At 59.4% G+C, this 19010-nt stretch carries 12 protein-coding genes and 1 tRNA gene; 10 read left to right on the top strand and 3 right to left on the bottom strand.

Annotation, left to right across the window (positions count from 1 at the left end; genetic code table 11):
* Window positions 1-89: 89 nt before the first annotated feature.
* From BJG93_RS12840 to BJG93_RS12820, 5 genes are all read left to right on the top strand, one after another.
* Window positions 90-1112, top strand: coding sequence for an OmpA family protein (locus BJG93_RS12840; RefSeq protein WP_027198643.1), 1023 nt, complete (start codon window positions 90-92; stop codon window positions 1110-1112).
* Between the two features lie 402 nt (window positions 1113-1514).
* Window positions 1515-1715 (top strand): hypothetical protein, encoded by a 201-nt coding sequence (locus tag BJG93_RS12835; protein WP_027198642.1) that lies wholly within the window; start codon window positions 1515-1517, stop codon window positions 1713-1715.
* 52 nt (window positions 1716-1767) lie between these two features.
* Entirely contained in the window at window positions 1768-5043 is a 3276-nt protein-coding gene (locus BJG93_RS12830) for a UDP-N-acetylmuramoyl-tripeptide--D-alanyl-D-alanine ligase (RefSeq protein WP_231337402.1), read from the top strand.
* Between the two features lie 130 nt (window positions 5044-5173).
* Window positions 5174-6241: an alpha/beta hydrolase family protein gene (locus BJG93_RS12825; protein ID WP_027198640.1), complete on the top strand. Its 1068-nt coding sequence runs from the start codon at window positions 5174-5176 to the stop codon at window positions 6239-6241.
* Window positions 6242-6647: 406 nt separating this feature from the next.
* A complete protein-coding gene (locus BJG93_RS12820) occupies window positions 6648-7637 on the top strand; it encodes a D-alanine--D-alanine ligase (protein WP_051374433.1) in 990 nt (329 codons plus the stop codon).
* A 528-nt stretch (window positions 7638-8165) separates the two neighbouring features.
* On the opposite strand, the gene BJG93_RS12815 is transcribed toward BJG93_RS12820, so the two are convergent.
* A tRNA-Asp gene (locus BJG93_RS12815) sits at window positions 8166-8242 on the bottom strand.
* Window positions 8243-8528: 286 nt separating this feature from the next.
* On the opposite strand from BJG93_RS12815, the gene BJG93_RS12810 reads away from it, so the two are divergent.
* The 5 genes from BJG93_RS12810 to BJG93_RS12790 all read left to right on the top strand — a co-directional run bounded on the left by BJG93_RS12810 (window position 8529) and on the right by BJG93_RS12790 (window position 17180).
* Window positions 8529-9767, top strand: coding sequence for a pyridoxal phosphate-dependent aminotransferase (locus BJG93_RS12810; RefSeq protein ID WP_071336500.1), 1239 nt, complete (start codon window positions 8529-8531; stop codon window positions 9765-9767).
* Window positions 9768-10032: 265 nt separating this feature from the next.
* Complete coding sequence (locus BJG93_RS12805) at window positions 10033-11565, top strand: TolC family protein (protein ID WP_027198638.1); 1533 nt, start codon at window positions 10033-10035, stop codon at window positions 11563-11565.
* 709 nt (window positions 11566-12274) lie between these two features.
* A complete protein-coding gene (locus tag BJG93_RS12800) occupies window positions 12275-12982 on the top strand; it encodes a response regulator (RefSeq protein ID WP_027198637.1) in 708 nt (235 codons plus the stop codon).
* A 563-nt stretch (window positions 12983-13545) separates the two neighbouring features.
* Window positions 13546-15939: a type I secretion system permease/ATPase gene (locus BJG93_RS12795; protein ID WP_027198636.1), complete on the top strand. Its 2394-nt coding sequence runs from the start codon at window positions 13546-13548 to the stop codon at window positions 15937-15939.
* Complete coding sequence (locus BJG93_RS12790) at window positions 15936-17180, top strand: HlyD family type I secretion periplasmic adaptor subunit (protein WP_027198635.1); 1245 nt, start codon at window positions 15936-15938, stop codon at window positions 17178-17180. Before BJG93_RS12795 ends, BJG93_RS12790 begins: the two co-directional genes overlap by 4 nt.
* Window positions 17181-17306: 126 nt before the next feature.
* Here the strand turns inward: BJG93_RS12790 and BJG93_RS12785 are convergent, their stop codons facing one another.
* Entirely contained in the window at window positions 17307-18326 is a 1020-nt protein-coding gene (locus tag BJG93_RS12785; protein WP_027198634.1) for a HoxN/HupN/NixA family nickel/cobalt transporter, read from the bottom strand.
* A gap of 38 nt (window positions 18327-18364) precedes the next feature.
* Window positions 18365-18892, bottom strand: a complete 528-nt coding sequence (locus tag BJG93_RS12780; protein WP_027198633.1) for a cupin domain-containing protein — start codon at window positions 18890-18892, stop codon at window positions 18365-18367.
* Between the last annotated feature and the right edge of the window lie 118 nt (window positions 18893-19010).

The raw sequence follows: 19010 nt of genomic DNA, 5'->3' as shown, positions 1-19010 counted from the left end.
CGCGTCGCGGACCTTGGAATCGACCATTCATTTGACAAGGTCCCCTGAACCGCATCGGGCGGTGCAGGGAGCCATTTTGGTGAACTAACATGACTTTCAATAAAACATTGAAGCGTGCGCTCGCAGGCGCATTGCTCGTGACGGCCGGCATCTTGCCAGCCGTCGCACAGCAATCTTTCTCCAACCAGCAGCCGCTGACTACAGAGGCAGGCGCACCCGGAGCTGCACCGATGAGCGGCGCCGGCACGCAGCTTGGCAAGGTATTCGGCCAGAGCTACGCGCCTGTTGGCCAGGTCAGCTCGCAGCAGGCACAGATCGTCTACTACCGTGACGCATCCGCGGGTGCGGGCCGTTCGTCTGCCGCTGACGTCTATGTTGATGGCGACCTGCAGACCGCATTGCTGCCTAACGGCTACAGCATCTTTTGCGTGAAGCCGGGCGAACACACGCTAGGTGCGTACATCGACGATGCACCGCTCTATAGAGGCAAGACCACCAGTGGATCTCGCGCTGAACTGAAGGACGGCATGACCTACTTCGTAAAGGTCGCGCCGCGTGGCAACAATGGCGCACCCGTAGTGGTGCCGCGCAACGAAGCCGAAACCCAGTTGCAGGGCATGCGCGCGCAAATGCACGTGCTTTCCCGTGCATCGGCAGTTCAGGCGTGTGACTATCCGTCAGTCACTGTGGGACAACCCGCCGCGGCGGCACAGCCTGCCTTGGTGAAAAACTACACGCTCAAGGGCGACGCGCTATTCGCGTTCGGCAAGTCTGGCAGCCAAGACATGACCGGCAAAGGCCGGGCGGAGATTTCGCGTCTTGCTGAGCAGATTCTCGCGGAGAACGCATCGCTGGAAGCCGTCACGGTGATTGGCCACGCAGACATGATCGGCTCGGAAGCAGCGGCGCAGAAACTTGGCGAGCAGCGTGCGATGACGGTTCGCCGGATGCTGATTGAGCGGGGTATTCCGACGTCGAAGATTGCAGCCGAAAGCGCGGGCAATTCCGATGCCGTAGTTTCGGAGTGCAGCGGCACGATGCAGCAACAGATTGCCTGCAACGAGCCCAACCGCCGCGTGGTGGTGCGTGTGAACCTGTCCCATCCGGCCTGACGGGACGGCGGACGCAGGCTGCTGCGGCGCACAGCCTTTCCCGAATCCGGAAGTCGCGTTCGCCCCAAACGTTGTTGCGAAATGAATCAAAAGCGGCGTGGGGGGCGTCCAGCAGATCGAGGCGCACGCGAGGGACAGGAATGCTTGGTGAATAGGAGTGTAGCGTTCATAGCAAATGTTCAGACATCCAAACGAGCGAAGCCTATGCAATCGAACGCTCGAAGGGCCGACGTTCATGAATGCGTTGCCAGACGCCTGCTTCCTGTCAGGCCAAAAAAGACCGTCAGTTATCGCGAAGTCAAAAAGTTGACAGTCCGAAAAGCCTAATTTCGCTACATCTTATTGTTATTAATCTGTCTTTCGCCACACGCAATTGACGAGAGCTTCAATCACGGAGTTGTGATGGCAAAACAACCAGCGATTCCTGCAATCAATGTATTGCTCGCTTATGCGGCGTTACACGATAGTGACCAGGAGGTCTTTCACAGAATGCTCAATGAGTTTATCTTTGCCTCTCGGGTGCGCAAACGGGAGTTCATCGAGCAATGGCGACGGGAGCTCGAGTTCGCCGGCGCAACGCTGATTGTGCCGATACGCGACTAACCCCCCGAAGCGAAATTCAGGGGGGCAGTCTTTCGATCACAGAGTCGAACCTGTGCAAGACATCGTTCGACAAGTGTATATACTGGATTTGTCGATTGTCTCCAGTCAGATCTCATTTGCCGCTGCGAGACGAAACATAGTCGTCAGGTATCTCGCCGAAGGCGTTTTTTTCCCCTTACCCGAGAGTAAAACCATGTTGCCCATCCCGTTCACTCCCACAGATTTGCCTGCACTGTTCGCGCGGTTGCGCACTGTCGTTGAACCGCAGGTCAATCCGTTGGCGGCGGCTTGGCCGTCTTTTGTCCTGTTCTTTTCATGGAGCGACGGGCAGCGGCGAGCCGACGTCGTGAGTGCAACGGCACCGACATTTGCCGAGGCATGGGACATCGCCATGGCGCGGGCCACCCAGGCTACCGGCGCAACCGGAGAGGGTGTCCAGTGGCTTCGCGTGGACTGGGTCGAAAAGGTCGAGGTCACCACTTGGAAAGCACTGCGAGCCCGCCTCGAACAGACCAAACGCAATTATTTCCGTTGCGGTCTGTCGCTGGACAGGAGTTTCGGGCATGCCTTCCTGGAGACCGAACTGAATGCCAATGCCATGCTGTATGGTGGTCCGGCAACGGCGCATGCCGTCGTGAACACGAAGAACTTCCAACGGTATGCCGCCATCCGGCACCAGCTCGCCAATGTGGACTTCGCAGACGCGCGGGAGGTCTATGTGTTCTCGACCCGCGGGGCGTTCACAAGTCTGCAATCGCCGGAAGTGCATCTTTTGCACGGAACTGGCCTGAATGCAGGCCGCCGTATCATCGAACATCTTCAGCCGGCAGACGTCAGGGCGCTCGTCGCCTCCGGCAGCCGCTATCTGGCCGGGCAGGTACAGCAAGACGGACGCTTTCATTATGGCTGGCATCCCTGCTTCGATCGGGCGATCGGCACCTACAACTGTCTGCGACACGCGAGTTCGGTCTACGCAATGCTCGAAGCCTGGGAAGTGACCCGGGATCATGACCTCGAGATAGCAATCGACGCAGCTCTGCGTTATCTCGTCAACGAACTCATCATGCCGGTGGAATTGCCGTCCGGGGCCCAGGCGGCGTTTCTGGTTGACGCACGCGCCGAAATCAAACTGGGTGGAAACGGCGTGTGCCTTCTCGCGCTGGTTAAATATAGCCAGCTGACCGGGTCGGGTGAATATCTGACTCTGCTTGAGCAGCTCGCGACAGGCATCCTCTTCATGCAGGATGCGGACACCGGCAGGTTCAGCCACGTGCTGAACTATCCGGATTTGTCGGTCAAACAGGCATTCCGGATCATTTATTACGATGGCGAAGCAGCCTTTGGCCTGATGCGCCTTTATGGCCTGACTGGCGATGCGAGATGGCTCGAAGCAGTAAAAAAGGCGTTCGCTCATTTCATCGAGGCAAAACACTGGAAGGCGCATGACCACTGGCTCAGCTATTGCGTGAACGAACTGACCCGTCACAGGCCACTGGAAGCGTATTACAAGTTCGGGATCCAGAACTTCGCCAGCTACCTCGACTTCGTAGTCGACAGGATCACGACCTTTCCGACCCTCCTTGAATTGATGACGGCTGCCGAGCAGATGATCAGCCGACTGCAGCAGGAACCCGGCATGGAGCATCTACTCGCCGAAATCGATCTGGATAAGTTCTTTCATGCATTGCATGCGCGAGCACAGCGCCTTCTGAACGGCCATTTCTGGCCGGAACTCGCCATGTACTTCGCCAATCCGGCCAAGATCACTGGCAGCTTCTTCATCCGTCACCATGCCTTCCGGGTCCGAATTGACGACGTCGAGCACTATCTGTCCGGGTTCGTCGCCTATCTAAACTATCTGAACGCGCAGCACGGTGCCGTATCCTCTACGCCGGGGCGGAAGTGGAGCGCCTCCGTGATCCAGTCAGTCACGCAGGGGACATGGCTCACACCGCCGCCATCGGGGTGGACGGCGAATGGCCTTTGTATTTACGCGCCTGCCATGAGGGCCGGAAACGTGGTGGTCGCCCGAGTCGGTGAGGGCGATCGGGGGATTCCTGTTTCTGTTATTCGACAGATGCACACGCGCCCAGCGGGCGTCATCACGACGGATCCTGATGCGCAGGCTCAACTTGACGATTTGCCGGTCCTGCATGTCGCAGATACGGGTGAGGCAATTCTTGCGATGGGTGCCTACGCACGCCAGCAGATGAGCGGGACCGTCCTGGCAGTGACGGGAAGCGCTGGCAAGACTACGCTCGTGGCCATGCTGTCTGATGCCCTCAATGCTTACGGCCAGACGGCAGCGAGTGCGTTCAACGCAAACCTTCCCCACGGCCTGAGCTGGAATCTTGCGTCGATCAACTGGGATACCCCTCATGTCGTCCTGGAAGTTGCCGTGGGCAACATGAGGAAGAGCGCGCTCATAGCGCGCCCGAACATCAGTATTTTCACCAATATCCAGCCTGCACACCTCGGCAAAAGCAGCACAATCACCGACATCGCACGGACCAAGAGCATGATCTTCCTTGGCATGTCTGCCGGAAGTACCGTGATACTCAATCGCGACATGCTCGAATGGGACACCGTCTATCAGGCGGCCATGGAACGAGATCTGAAAATCTTTACTTATGGCAGGACTGCCGAGAGTGACTTTCAGCTCGTGGACCATGATTCGGCGCGGCAGTCGGCCACTGTCCGTATCAGAGGGCGCGATATCACCTTCCCGATTGGGGCTGCGGGCTTGCACATGGCGCTGAACAGCGTGGCCGTCCTCGCTTCCGTCTTGGCGCTCAACTATCCGCTTGAACCCGCGCTCGAACGAATCGCACGCTTTGCGGCCCTGTCCGGCCGGGGTGAGGAGCTTGAGCTGACGCTTGACGGACGGCATCTGACCGTCGTCGACCATGCCTACAATGCCAATCCCGGTTCGATGCAGGCGGCCTTGGAGCATTTAAGGGACATGAAGCATGCCCGCAGAAGGGTCGCTGTGCTAGGCGAGATGGCGGAACTCGGTCCCGAGGCCCTGATGCTTCATGCTGACCTCGCTGCGGTGGTCGAGCGTTGTGCGATTGACCGTGTTTATGTCATGGGCAAACTCTATACCGATTTCTGGAAGCGGTTGCCGGCTGCGCGCCGAGGACGTCACACGAATTCCCTGGATGAACTGAAGCTTGCACTTCACGAAGAGCTCGTCGACGAGGATGTGGTGCTGCTCAAAGGCTCCAACAGTACGGGCATACACCACATCGTGGCGTGGATGAAGGCGTGTGCGCAGAGTCAGGCCGTGTTGATCTCTGCCCAACCTACGGGCAATACACGCTGTTAGACGTGACTCAGTGAGCCCACGACGGCGGCGCCGTTCCCCATGAGAGTATCCGCACGCGGTCGGTCGTGTTCGCACATGACGATCGTCGATTATCTCGGGTTTTCTTGAACAACCTCACGGAATCTTAATCATGCAATGGCTTGGCCGTTCTGTTCGGCGTTTATCGCATCTTCTGCGCTGGAGACTCCGGCGCTTTCTTTTCGTCGCCTTCGGCGTTTGGGGGGTCGCCGAACCCAGTTTGGGGGGGCGGCCCGCACTGGGGCCGTTCAAGGATCCACGACCCGGAGAGCTCAACATCCCAGTGGGCAGCGAGCCCTTCGATGCTGCGCAAGCCCTGAATGGCTCGTTCAGTTCACCGGAACACTGTGCGCAGGTGCCCGATAGCCTCTGGGTTGAAGTCAACGGCAAGGGGGATTGCATCCGATACTATGCGCATGGACTATCCGGTGGCGAGAATCCCGCCGCTCTTGTTTATTTCAGCGGCGATGTCATGCTGAGATCAGCGAGGGGCGTCAGGTACATTTCACAATCCTATCTATCGACTTCCCCGATGGAGATCGAGAACGAGATGGCTGACTGGTCGGCTGACGCCGGCATCCCCGCGCTCTATGTTGCCCGGCCGGGTATCTATGGCTCCTCTGGCGCCCATAATATCCGACGCACTCACCGAGAAATAGAACTGATGGAGCGCGCACTGGACATGCTGAAAGAGCGCTACAACATCAAGTCATTCATCCTGACCGGACATTCTGCTGGAGGTCAGATCGTCGCGGCTCTCCTGAACAGGCGACAGGACATCGCGGCATCGGTGTTTTCTTCGGGCCTCGTTTCCATGAAGCAGGTTACCGCCTATTGGGAATTCAGGCGTGAAATTCCCGGCCGACTGCTCTATGACGCTCGGAGTTATTACGATCCGGTCGACGAAATCGGGAATATTCGTCGTGACCCACTACCCGAAATCTATTTGATTTCGGATCCGGAGGATCGTGTCGTTCCTTTTTACAGTCAGCTGTATTACGTCCGCCGCTTGCGCGGCGCCGGCCTCAAGCCGCATCACATCTATGCCTATGCTGCCGGGCCGCAACGTCATCTGCTCGCTAGGCACGCGAAACGCGCAGCGGCGCTGTTGGCTCAAAGAAAGTCCGCAGAGGAAATTCGCTTGGCGCTTGCGAAACTTGATGTGCAGCAGGGTCGGTGAATCACCGGAGGAAGTACCAGTTCCGGTAAAGCATTGTCCGTAATGGTCACAGTGGGGGGCGTTGTCCAGCAAAAGGACCGTGCACTTTCTGTCAGGCAGTCATCTCGGTCATGACGCCTTCGCCCAGACTAGTGCGGACTGCGAATGGACACTCAGTGGCATTTTTTTCATAGGCTCGTGCAATACGGGTGGTTTGTAGTTCGCTGCGTCTCGGGCTTCGACAGCCCGCTTTCCGGCTCGACGTCACCACCTCACTTGTCGTTTCGACTTGCCGTACGGTAGTTCGAATCGGGGCCAATGCCAGCGGGCGCTCGCTGTAGTGGTGCGCTCGCAATGCGTTGATTGCGATGATCGTGTTTTTTTCGCAGCGGGGGCTTTGACGCTTCGCGCAGCAACAGGGGGTGAGATGGGTGGTATCGATCCAAGACAATTTGGCAAAGTGGCGGTCCTGTCGGGTGGCGTGTCCGCCGAGCGTGAAGTGTCGATTAATTCCGGCCGACTGGTGCTGCAGGGGTTGCGCGACCGAGGCGTCGATGCGCACCTTTTTGATCCGTCCGTACGGCCGCTCTCCGCTCTAAAGGACGAGGGCTTTGCGCGTGCATTCAATGCGCTGCACGGCGGCTACGGCGAGAACGGGCAGATTCAGGGCGCGCTCGATTTTTACGGCATTCGTTATACGGGTAGCGGCGTGCTCGGTTCGGCGCTCGGGCTCGACAAGTTTCGCGCAAAGCTTGTGTGGCAGCAGTTGGGCATTCCAACGCCGCCATTCGAGACTGTGATGCGCGGCGATGATTACGATGCGCGCTCGCGGGCGATCGTCGCACAACTCGGCCTACCTCTTTTCGTGAAACCGGCGAGCGAAGGCTCTAGCGTCGCGGTGATCAAGGTGAAAGCGGCCACGGCGCTGGCTGCAGCGATCGCGGAAGCGGCAAAGTTCGACACGATAGTGCTCGTCGAGAAGAGCATCGAAGGCGGCGGTGAATACACCGCATGCATTGCGGGTGATCTCGATTTACCGGTCATCCGCATCGTGCCCGGAGGCGAGTTCTACGACTACGAGGCGAAGTACATCTCCGACGCGACGCAATACCTGATTCCGTGCGGACTGCCGTCGCCAGAGGAGATGCGCCTGAAGGAGCTTGCGCGCCGCGCGTTCGAGGTGCTTGGCTGCACCGACTGGGGCCGCGCCGACTTTATGCTGGACGGTGAGGGCAATCCGTACTTCCTTGAAGTGAACACGGCGCCCGGAATGACCGATCACTCGCTGCCGCCGAAGGCCGCCCGCGCGGTTGGTATCAGCTATGAGGAACTGGTCATGAAGGTGTTGTCACTCACGCTCAAGGATGAGGGACCTCAATACGGGGAAGCGTTGCAGGCCCCGCTGGCAGAGCCATGAATAAATCAAACAAGTTTTCAATTGAAGTCCGCGAGTGTGCAGTGCGCATGGTGTGAGAACATCACGACGGTTACCCATTACAGTGGTCAGCGAGCGAAGCTATCGCGGGTGGGTCAGCGGCGAGAGTGGAGGCATTAGCACGTCAGAGCCCGAAAGCCTCAAGCACTGGAGGTGAAAGGACGACGTAGCAGGACCGGCTATATGTGGCGTTCGGAATCGACGTGTTCGCCCAGTGCATCGAGAGCACGTGAATCCGTCGAATTGGTTACGTTGGAACGGTAGCGTGGTTCGATCGCCGTGGAGTGATGTAACTCATCAGGGATGTCCCGACCGCTGAAGCCGAAGCAAACCAATATCGGTAACTCCGCAATACCGCTGCCGCGCCGACATCGACTTAAACGAACCAGCTTCGAAAATTCCCGGCGCGACTCTGTGTGGAAACAATGAAGTTCGACATGCTAAGTGGTGTTCGTGCGGCGCAGCGGTCCAAATAAAAAAGGCGAACAAAACGTTCGCCTTTGGTAATGCTGGCGGAGTGGACGGGACTCGAACCCGCGACCCCCGGCGTGACAGGCCGGTATTCTAACCAACTGAACTACCACTCCTTGATTCCTGAGTTCAGTCTAGCGTATCTGTACGCGCTTTGCGAGTCAGATTTCTGTGCAAACGGGGGGCCCCCTATCATCCGACAAGCAGTAGGGGGTGAATATTGTTGGATAGAGTGTACCGTCGCGCATGGTGAACAGCACGTCACCGCCAATTCGTCGAGTTTTATTAGATGCCAGTTTGCTGCCAACACGGCAATGAACTTCAGCACCTCATGGAGTTGCAGCTATTTGGCATAGACCCTGCATGTCGCGGGTTTGCTCAAGTTATTTATCCCGGGTGAGGGTGCCCGTCGTGAAACCGATTCTCAAATCCAACAAGTTGTTGAATGTCTGCTACGACATTCGCGGGCCCGTCCTCGAACATGCGAAGCGGCTCGAAGAAGAGGGCCACCGCATCATCAAGCTGAATATCGGCAATCTGGCGCCGTTCGGTTTCGAGGCGCCGGACGAGATCATTCAGGACATGATCCTGAACCTGCCCAGCTCGTCGGGCTATTCCGATTCGAAAGGCGTGTTCGCCGCGCGCAAGGCGATCATGCACTACACGCAGCAAAAAGGCGCGCACGGCGTCGAGCTCGACGACATCTACATCGGCAACGGCGCGTCCGAGCTGATCGTGATGGCGCTGCAGGGCCTCGTCAACGATGGCGACGAAGTGCTGCTGCCCGCGCCCGACTACCCGCTGTGGACCGCCGGCGTGAGCCTCGCGGGCGGCACGCCGGTGCACTACATCTGCGACGAGTCCAACAGCTGGATGCCCGATCTCGACGACATCCGCGCGAAAATCACGCCGAACACGCGCGCGCTCGTCGTGATCAACCCGAACAATCCGACCGGCGCGCTGTATTCGGACGAACTGCTGCTCGGCCTGATCGGGATTGCCCGCCAGCACGGCCTCGTGATCTTCGCCGACGAGGTCTACGACAAGATCGTCTACGACGGCAAGACGCACACGTCGATGGCGTCGCTGTCCGACGACGTGCTGACCGTCACGTTCAACAGCCTGTCGAAGAGCTACCGCTCATGCGGCTATCGCGCCGGCTGGATGGCGATCTCGGGCCTGACCGGCGAGAACCGCCGGCTCGCGAAAGACTATCTGGAAGGGCTCGGCATCCTCGCGTCGATGCGGCTGTGTCCGAACGTGCCCGGCCAGTACGCGATTCAGACCGCGCTCGGCGGCTATCAGAGCATCAACGACCTGATCGTGCCGGGCGGGCGCCTGTATAAACAGCGCGAGCTCGCCTACGACATGCTGACGGCGATCCCCGGCGTAAGCTGCGTGAAGCCGGAAGCGGCGCTCTACATGTTCCCGCGCCTCGACCCGAAGGTGTATCCGATCCAGAACGACCAGCAGTTCATCCTCGACCTGCTGCTCGAAGAGCGCGTGCTGCTCGTGCAGGGCACCGGCTTCAACTGGAAGACGCCGGATCACTTCCGCGTCGTGTTCCTGCCGAACGTCGACGACCTCGCGGATTCGATCAACCGGATCGCGCGCTTTCTCGACGGCTACCGCAAACGGTGACGCTGGCGCAGTAGGCCCAATAGTCGAAGTCAGTGCGATGTCCAAATTCGTACTAGTCCTGCCATTTCGTTGCTGCCGTCCGATTTCGCCCGCTGACTGATTTTCCGACAATGAGATCCAGTACGAAATTTTATGTTTCGTTCATCAGTCACGCGAAGTAGCCTGATCGACTCCAAGGATGACGAAGATTGTTTCATCGTTGGGTAGGGTTCCGGATTCCGGTTCAGGTGTCGCGTCACCAACGATCATCTGACCGGTGCCGATCATGACTCAACATATTCGACTTGACGTGCAAGCTGCGATGCAAGCCTTGACCCACGAGGACGGTCTCCCCGGTCCCGCACGCCGCCCCGTGGCATGGCTCGCTTTGGCACTGCTTGGCTTGCTGGCGACTGGCGATGCAGGTGCGCAAACGAAGCCTGATCAGGCATTGGTAAGCGATGCCGAAATTGCACTGAAATCAATTTCACCAAAGGCGAAACAGCCGTCGACGTCGGCAAGCCGCACGCCACCTGAGACGTTCGCGCAGTGGCTCGAAGCACAGCCGGCCAGTACCGATAACGCGCCTTCGGTGGATGGCGCCACGCTGCGTCGCATCTTCCTAAACGCCGTTGAGAAAGCGGAGAAGCGCAGTCCCGAAGTGGGGCAGGCCTATGCCACCTACGAAGCTGCGAATGCAGACGTCCATGAAGCGAAAGGGCAGCGGTGGCCACAAGTTGACATCGGCTCGCAGACGCAGGGCGTCAAATTTGGTCCTGGCGATCGGAATGGCTACGACAACGGTAATGCAGTTACGGCGACTATCACCACGACGGTGTACGACTGGGGCCGTACAAAGAACACTATTGGCAGCCGTGAGCGTCTCTCGGATGCCGCGCGCAGCAATTACACCGTGGCTCGCGACCAGAATGCGTTCGACGTGACGAGCACGCTGGTCGAACTGGGCAAGCAACGCGCGATCGTTGACCTGAGTCAGCAATTCGTCGAGCGCATGGCCACGCTCGTGAAAATGCTCAGTGAAATTGTGGCTGTCGACCGAGGTCGCGGTAGCGAGCTCACGCAGGCGAAGGCGCGTCTGCTGCAAGCTGAAGCCGCGCGTGATTCCGCACAAGCAAAGGCACGTGATGCTGAGCTGAAGTTGCAAAAGCTGGTGGGTGAGACCACGCCGCCGATCCCGCGCGCACACGCATGGCCCATCCGACCGGGCGATCTGCCGCAACTTCTGCAGCAGGTGGATACTCACTCGAGCCTGCGTCAGATTCAGTCCGAGGCCAATGCTGCCGACCTGAATGCGAAGGCGGTGAAAGCGTCCGGACTGCCGTCGGTGAACTGGGTTGTCAGTGCGAATGCCGGCGTCGGAGGCACAGGACAACGCGCGCCATGGCAGACCATGCTGACGCTCAACTGGGCGGCACTTCGCGGCGGTTCTACGCAGGCGGCGACGGCGGCGGCCGGGTATCGGGCACAGGCCACGTGGCAGCGCCTCGATCAACAGCGGCGCGACCTTGAGTATGGCATTCGCGCCGCGGATCAGGATGCGCACACCATGCTCAACCGCGCGGACCAATACGAACGACTTTCCGCCGAGACCGATCAGGTGCGCAAGGCCTTCTTCGAACAGTGGTACCACCTGGGCAAGCGAACGCTGCTGGATGTGTTGCTCGCCGAGAACGATCACTATGGCAACAGCGTGAGCGAAGTGGCGAATCGCTTTGACGGCTACACGGCGGTACTGCAGGAATACGCGTCGGCAGGTGCGTTGGTTGATTGGCTAGAGACTGGTAACACCAGCGGTTGAGCGCTCACCTGTTGATCAGACATGCGACCGAACGCGTATGAACGTTCTCGGAACTGAGTGTTGAACGACTGCTATGAAAACGGCCTCCGAGGATATTCACACGTCGAGTGCGCCATTTCTGACAAATTCCGGGGTGGTCGGGTGTTTCCCGGGTGGGTTGCCACTTTTTATGCCGTCGTGATTGTTGTGCACGATATACTGACCTAATCACCCATCGTCGGGATAACCAGGAATTTGGAGCGTCCGACGCAATCGTGCGGCCGTTTTTATTGCAGGCGGCGTCGCGAAGTATGTCTCATCCGGCGTCTGATTTGCCAGGCTCGGATGCGGCCGTTTCCGGTTGTACAGCTCGATGTATTCGCCCAATGGAGCGCCGAGCATGGCTGACCGACTCGCTGGCCTTCAGATGAACTTCCCCGCACTTGATGCTGCGCCGGACTCGTTCGACGAACATGGTGTCACGCGAGTTGCCACGGCCATCTATCGACAGCCGAATGCACCGGCCCTCGACGCGCCTGTCGCATCAAACACGTCCGCCGCGCGCTCCTGCAACTGCCGCTTTCATCCTGTGAACAGCATGACCGCTGGCTTAGGCCCCGGTCGATTCACTTGTCCGGCTGTCCAAAGTTGCCGGCCACCTCTCAATCATTACCGATTTATTCGAAATCTGTAATGTACTTGACTACATTCCAAAGCAGGAAACCTCCAAATGGATGATTTTGCCATCCGGGTCATTCTCGCCGACGACCATCCAGCTGTCGTTGCCGGATTACTCCATACGCTCAAGAAGCACCGCACGCTTGAGGTTGTGGATACGGTTGGCGATTCCACCGAATTGCTTGCCGCACTTGGCAAGCGGCCCTGCGACGTACTCGTATCTGATTACGCGATGCCCGGCGGCGATTACGGCGACGGCATCACACTGTTTTCCTTTTTGCGGCGGCGGTACCCGGCTCTACGGATTGTCATATTGACCATGATCGACAATCCGGGCGTTATTCGCTCTATTCTCAAGCTCGACATTCAATGCATTCTCAGCAAGGCCGATACGACCGACCATTTGCTGGCGGCAATTCATGGCGCATATGCAAATGGACGTTATTTTTCGCCTGCCATTTCGAAGATTGTCTGGCAGCTCGACATTGAATCTTCCGGTTACAGTAACCGGGCGCTCACCAAGCGTGAATCTGAGGTAATTCGGCTGTTTGTGTCGGGACTGTCTGTCAACGAAATTGCGGCGCAACTCAAGCGCAGCAAACAGACCATCAGCTCGCAAAAGACCAGTGCGATGCGTAAGCTTGGAGTGGAGACCGACACTGAGCTGATCAAGTACTCGATCGGGGCGGCCCTTGCGGTCGAGCCGTATAACGAAGACCGCAATGATGAGCTGGACGACACAAAACCGGCGGCAAGCTAACGCCATAGTGGCGCGACAATCTGAATGAGAGACAGCGCGACAAATAAGGCTTGAAGGACGTACACCGAAGTCTCGGCCTGGTCTGTGCTGGCTAACTTGCGCCCGAGAGAACAATTGCGCACAGCGCGACCGCGAACATTCGTGTCAGTTCATGGGCTGGCGTGCCGCTGCTGGGATTCTTGAGCAAAGGCTTCTTCAATACTCCGAATGTCGGGGAGCATCCGGTTCGCCGTGCAAAAGGCGCCAGTGAACGAGTCTTCGCCTTCGTTTACAAGCCACCGCCGCAAATGCTTCTTTTTAACGCTGCTTCGTCCAATGGTCTTGTGAAAGGCGAGTGAGCTACGAATTCGTACTCGTCCTGTCGTGCCGGTGCGACCGTCCGATTTTTTTAAACGACTGATTTTTAGACAATGGAAGCCAGTGCGAGATTTTATGTTTCGTTCATCAATCACGCGAAATAGCCGAATCGACCCTTAGACGACAACGATTGTTTTCATCGTTCAGTACGTCCGGATCACGGTTCAGGTGTCGCGCCACAACGATCAATCTAACCGGTTCCGATCATGACTCAAGACGTTTTCCCTGACGTGCAGGCTGCGGCGCAGACGCTCACCAACGAGGACGGCCTACTCAACTCCGTAATGTGGATCTGCGAGCGTTACGGTTGTGGCAAGACGGCGGAGGCGCTGACCGCGGGCCTGCCGAAGAGCGGCATGCTTTCGCCGTCGCTGGCGCTCGGCGCTCTGTCAAATGCGGGTCTCACGGCGGGCCTCGTGGAGCGTCGCCTGCAACTGATTCCGGAGCACGTGCTGCCGACTATTTTGCTGCATCGGCGGATGGGGGGCTGCGTATTGCTAGGTCGTCGGGAGAATCCGGATAAGGAAGCCAAGAGCCGCGTTCTGTATCAGGTGGTCGTACCGGAAATCGGCCATGAGCCGGTGGAGTACACCCAAGAGGAAATGGATGAGATCTATGCGGGCTACGCCATTCTGGTCAAGCCGACGGCCAGAGTCGAGTTGCGCGAAGGGGACAGCGTCGAACCGGCTGGCCACTGGCTGCTCGGTACGCTATGGCGCTATCGGCGCTACTACGCGAGTGCCGCGCTTGGCGCATTGCTGATCAATGTGCTTGGTCTCGCCAGCGTCTTTTTCACGATGAACGTGTACGACCGCGTGGTACCGAACCAAGCCTACGTCACGCTCTGGTCGCTCGCGATCGGGGTTGGCATTGCGATGCTGTTTGAAGCGATCTCTCGTCATGTCCGTAGCCATTTGCTGGACGTTGCCGGCAAGAAGGCAGATCTCGTTATGGGTACGCTTCTATTTCGGCGAGCGCTCGCGATCCGGATGGAGTACAGGCCCGCGTCGGCGGGTTCATTCGCCAACCAGCTGCGCGAGTTCGAGTCGGTGCGAGACTTCGCGACCTCCGCGACGCTGTCTGCGATTTCCGATCTGCCGTTCGTCTTCGTCTTCGTGGGCGTGGTGTTCGCGGTCGGAGGCTCACTCGGCTGGGTGCCGTTGCTGATGATCCCGTTGATCGTCGGGGCGAGTCTGTTCGTGCAGTGGCCGCTTGCCCGACTCATGAAAGAGAATTTCAAGGAGGCGTCGCTGAAGCAGGGCGTACTGATCGAGTCGGTTGAAGGTCTTGAGACGCTCAAGGCGGTGGGTGGTGAAGGCCATATGCAAAAGCGTTGGGAGACCTTAAGCGCGATGGCGGCATCCTCTTCGATGAAGTCGCGTCAGATTTCCAGCAAGGCGACGAGCTTCATCGCGTTGTTGCAGCAATTGCAGACGGTGGTGCTGGTGGTGCTGGGCGTGTACCTGATCGGCGCAGGCGAGCTGACGCAAGGTGCACTGATCGGTACCGTGATGCTGGCCGGTCGAATTACCGCGCCGCTGGGCCAGGTGATGGGACTGGCCTTGCGCTTCCAGCAGGCGAAGACCGCGCTGCACTCGTTGAACAGCCTGATGACGATGCCCGTTGATCGTGATTCGTCACGCACCTATCTGCCCAAGCCACCGCTGTCGGGACAAATCACGCTGAAGGACGTCTGCTTCTCATACCCAGCGCCGGCGATGCAAACGAATCCGTCGGTTCTGAAGGACGTCAACCTGAGCATCGGGGCCGGCGAGCGGGTTGCGATCCTGGGCCGCGTCGGCAGCGGTAAATCGACCCTGCTGCGCGTGATGGCGCGTCTTTATGCGCCGGTTGACGGCCAGGTGTTGACCAACGGTCTGGATGTCGAGCAGATCGACCTGGCCGACTGGCGCAAAGCGGTGGGTTACGTGGGACAGGACGCGCGTCTTTTTCACGGTACCCTGCGCGAAAACGTGATGATCGGCCGGCCGGAAGCGAGCGCTGACGAGTTTTTGCGCGTGCTGCGTTTAACCGGCCTTGAGCAGTTCGCAAGCCGCCATCCAAAGGGCATCAACCTTCCGATCGGAGAAGGTGGTGTGGGCATCTCCGGCGGCCAGCGTCAACTGGTGTCGTTGGCTCGCAGCCTCCTTGCGCGGCCGCAACTTCTGTTGCTCGATGAGCCGACCAGCGCGATGGATAGCCAGACCGAGGCGGTTTTCCTCGAGCACCTCGCGCGTGCAACGCTCGGACAGGCGATCGTTGTCGTGACCCATCGACCATCCTTGTTGGCACTGGTTGACCGGATTGTCGTTGTCGAGGAAGGCAAAGTCGTGGCCGACGGTCCGAAGCACAAGATCCTCGCCGCGCTGTCGGGTAACGCCAAGTCGGCTGCAGTGGATGGAGCGCAGCCGCGCGAGCGACAGCGCACCCCGCCGGGAGCCGAAGCCACGACCGCTTCCGGCTCAGCCGCTTCGCCTGCGGCGCCTCAAGCCACCACTACCAATATCAGGATCGTGCCCGCAAAGAAGGCCGTTTCGGCAGCCACTGCGCAAGCCGGTAATGCGCAGGCAGGCGTGCCGAACGAGGAGCAATGTCAATGAACTTCAATATTCTCAGACGCCGGGCGAAGAATGCCCGGCTCACCCCAGGCGATGCCGCATTTATGAGCGACATCAAGGAATCGTTGCTCACGCAGTCGACTCCGGGCTCCATGATCATGCTTTACGTGATTCTCGCGATTCTGGCAGTCGGTCTGACTTGGGCGCACTTTGCTCGCGTGGAAGAGATTACGCACGGCGAAGGGACCATCATTTCGAAAAGCCGCGAGCAGGTCATCCAGAGTCTCGAAGGCGGCATTCTCGAGCAACTAGATGTACGCGAAGGCGATATCGTCAAGAAGGGCCAGGTGTTGGCAAAGATCGACCCAACGCGTGCAGAGACAAGCTATCGAGAAGCGTGGTCCAAATCGGTCGGGCTGAAGGCGACGATTGCGCGTTTGCGCGCTGAGGCGTACGGACAACCGCTGACATTTCCGGACGACGTAAAAGCCGTGCCGACGGTCGTGAAGCAGGAAACGCTCGCATACAACGCGCGCCGGCGAGCACTGGACGACAGCGTAGCGGCGCTGGAAAAGAGCTACTCGCTCTCGGGCAAGGAAATCGCGTTGGCCGAGCCGCTCGCGGCCAAGGGGCTGGTATCCGAAGTCGAACTGTTGCGCATGCGCCGTCAGGCAAACGACCTGCGCTCGCAGGTCGTCGAGCGGCGCAACAAGTTTCAGGCCGATGCAAACTCGGAACTGACGAAGCTGGAACTGGAACTGGCGCAAACCAGCGAAACCGTGGTGGGTCGCGCGGATGTCCTGCAGCGCACGACGGTGGTGGCACCCGTATATGGCACGGTGAAGAACGTACGCGTCAATACGATTGGAGGCGTCATCCAGCCGGGTGAGCACATCATGGAAATCGTGCCGCTGGAGGATCAGTTGCTCGTCGAGGCACGCATCAAGCCTTCGGATGTCGCATTCCTGCATCCCGGTCAACCGGCCACGGTGAAGATCACCGCTTACGACTACGGTATTTATGGTGGCCTGACGGGCAAGGTCGAACACATCAGTCCTGACACTCTGAAGGACGACCAGAAGGCCGCAGCGGGCCGGGCCGATGCCACCTACTACCGGGTGCTCGTGCTGACCGACGCCAGTGAGTTGCATGCTGGCGGGAAAAGCTTACCGATTCTGCCGGGCATGGTCGCGACGGCCGACATCCGTACCGGTGAGAAGACAATCCTTGACTATCTGCTGAAGCCGATTTTCAAAGCGCGTGAAGCGTTCCGGGAACGATGATGAGAGCGTCGGCGGCAGCCGCTAGATCAACGAGTCCGCGCAACGATGAGCGCGATGCGCCGGTGGACATTGCGCTGGAAGCCTTACCGATCGGGTCGATTGCGTCGAGTGTTTTGCCGCGGCGATCTACCGTCGCGCCGGATCCGGCCGTCTCCAGCGATTAAACAGCACCGAGCCGATCCAGCACGCCATGAAGGCCGCGACGGTCGCATAACCGAGTGCGCCGAAATGATCGCCGACACCGGCGATCGCATCGCGCACGCCGCCGCTCCAGCCGAAACGGTCCGACAGCAATCCCAACGCCTCGACGCCGCCGATCACGATTGCGACCACCGCCGACACGAAGGTGATGCTCGCGTTGTAGTACAGCTTGCGCATCGGGTCGTCCATCGCCCAGCCGTACGCATGCACCATCAGCACGTTGTCGGTCGAATCGACGAGCGTCATGCCGGCCGTGAAGAGCGCCGGAAACACGAGGATCGAGTAGAGCGGCAGCCCGGTGCTCGCTTGCGATGCGGCGATCGCGAGAAGGCCGATCTCGGTCGCGGTGTCGAACCCGAGTCCGAACAGCACGCCGACCGGATACATGTGCCAGCTTGTCGTGACCAGCCGGAATAGCGGACGTAATGCGCGCGACAGCAGTCCGGCTGGGGCGAGGGCATCGGCTGACGGTGTTGTTGTCGCGCCGCCATGCCGCACGTGCCGGTAGCGGCGCCACACGTCGCGCAGAATCACGAGATTGATCGCCGCGAGCACCAGCAGAAACGTCGCCGAGACCAGCGTGCCGAGCATGCCGCCGACTTCCTTGAGGCTCTCGAAGCGCCCATGCAGCGAATGCGTGGTCCACGCGATGCCGACCGTCGCCGCGATCACGATCGTCGAATGTCCGAGCGAAAACGCGAGCCCGATGCCGAGCGGTCGCTTGCCCGTTTGCATCAGCTTGCGCGTGACGGCATCGATCGCCGCGATGTGGTCGGCGTCGACCGCATGACGCAGGCCGAAGCCATACGCGAGCAGCGCGGTGCCGAGCAGCAGCGGATAGTGACGAAACGCGATCAGCGCCCACAGCCAGGCGCCGAGGTTGGCGGCGATCAGAACCGTGTAGAGCGTGACGAGCCGAGGGCGCAGCGAGGCAGTAGGCGTCATGTGGCGCGGGCGGATAAACGAGCAGGTTAGCGAGCGGCTTAGTGATCGTGCGGATGCTTATGGATCGGATCGACCCAGTAGACCGCTTCCGGCTGCTCGACCGCGTCGATGTTCAGATTGACGACGACCGCTTCGTTGTCGCTGCGCACGAGCACGCATTCGAGCGGTTCGTCGGTGCTCCCGTTGATCTCTTGATGCGGCACGTAGGGCGGCACGAAGATAAAGTCGCCGGGACCGGCCTCCGCGGTGAACTCCAGATGCTCGCCCCAGCGCATGCGCGCCTGGCCGCGCACCACGTAAATCACGCTTTCGAGCGCGCCATGATGATGCGCGCCGGTCTTTGCATTCGGATGGATCGTGACCGTGCCGGCCCAGATCTTCTGCGCGCCGACGCGCGCCGCATTGATTGCGGCCGCGCGATTCATGCCCGGCGTTTGCGCGGTGTTGGCGTCGAGTTGATCGCCGCGGATGACCTTCACGCCGTGCTCGCGCCAGTCGATCTGCTGGCTGGCTTCGGCGGCTTCGTGCTCGGCCCGGTAATGCGGATGTTCGTGATCCTGGCTCATCGTCTCTCCTCCTCGGCTTGCGTGCCGCGCTCGAGTCGTTCGCTTCGGTCCTGCGCTCGACGGTCGTGCCGCATGGCTGATCGACATTCTGGCACGTTCAAAAAATGGCTGCGTGGCG

Origin of the sequence: Paraburkholderia sprentiae WSM5005 (genome assembly GCF_001865575.2) — a bacterium.
In the GTDB taxonomy this organism is placed as follows: Bacteria; Pseudomonadota; Gammaproteobacteria; order Burkholderiales; family Burkholderiaceae; genus Paraburkholderia; species Paraburkholderia sprentiae.
The sequence above is the reverse complement of the archived record's forward strand: the minus strand, read 5'-3'. Positions and strand labels throughout refer to the sequence as shown.

What these genes read in the sequence shown, in the direction of transcription:
- BJG93_RS12795 (WP_027198636.1), top strand. Translation starts at nt 13,546, where the DNA reads ATGACTCAAGACGTTTTCCCTGACGTGCAGGCTGCGGCGCAGACGCTC.
- BJG93_RS12785 (WP_027198634.1), bottom strand. Translation starts at nt 18,326, where the DNA reads ATGACGCCTACTGCCTCGCTGCGCCCTCGGCTCGTCACGCTCTACACG.
- BJG93_RS12840 (WP_027198643.1), top strand. Translation starts at nt 90, where the DNA reads ATGACTTTCAATAAAACATTGAAGCGTGCGCTCGCAGGCGCATTGCTC.
- BJG93_RS12825 (WP_027198640.1), top strand. Translation starts at nt 5,174, where the DNA reads ATGCAATGGCTTGGCCGTTCTGTTCGGCGTTTATCGCATCTTCTGCGC.
- BJG93_RS12790 (WP_027198635.1), top strand. Translation starts at nt 15,936, where the DNA reads ATGAACTTCAATATTCTCAGACGCCGGGCGAAGAATGCCCGGCTCACC.
- BJG93_RS12835 (WP_027198642.1), top strand. Translation starts at nt 1,515, where the DNA reads ATGGCAAAACAACCAGCGATTCCTGCAATCAATGTATTGCTCGCTTAT.
- BJG93_RS12800 (WP_027198637.1), top strand. Translation starts at nt 12,275, where the DNA reads ATGGATGATTTTGCCATCCGGGTCATTCTCGCCGACGACCATCCAGCT.
- BJG93_RS12805 (WP_027198638.1), top strand. Translation starts at nt 10,033, where the DNA reads ATGACTCAACATATTCGACTTGACGTGCAAGCTGCGATGCAAGCCTTG.
- BJG93_RS12780 (WP_027198633.1), bottom strand. Translation starts at nt 18,892, where the DNA reads ATGAGCCAGGATCACGAACATCCGCATTACCGGGCCGAGCACGAAGCC.
- BJG93_RS12820 (WP_051374433.1), top strand. Translation starts at nt 6,648, where the DNA reads ATGGGTGGTATCGATCCAAGACAATTTGGCAAAGTGGCGGTCCTGTCG.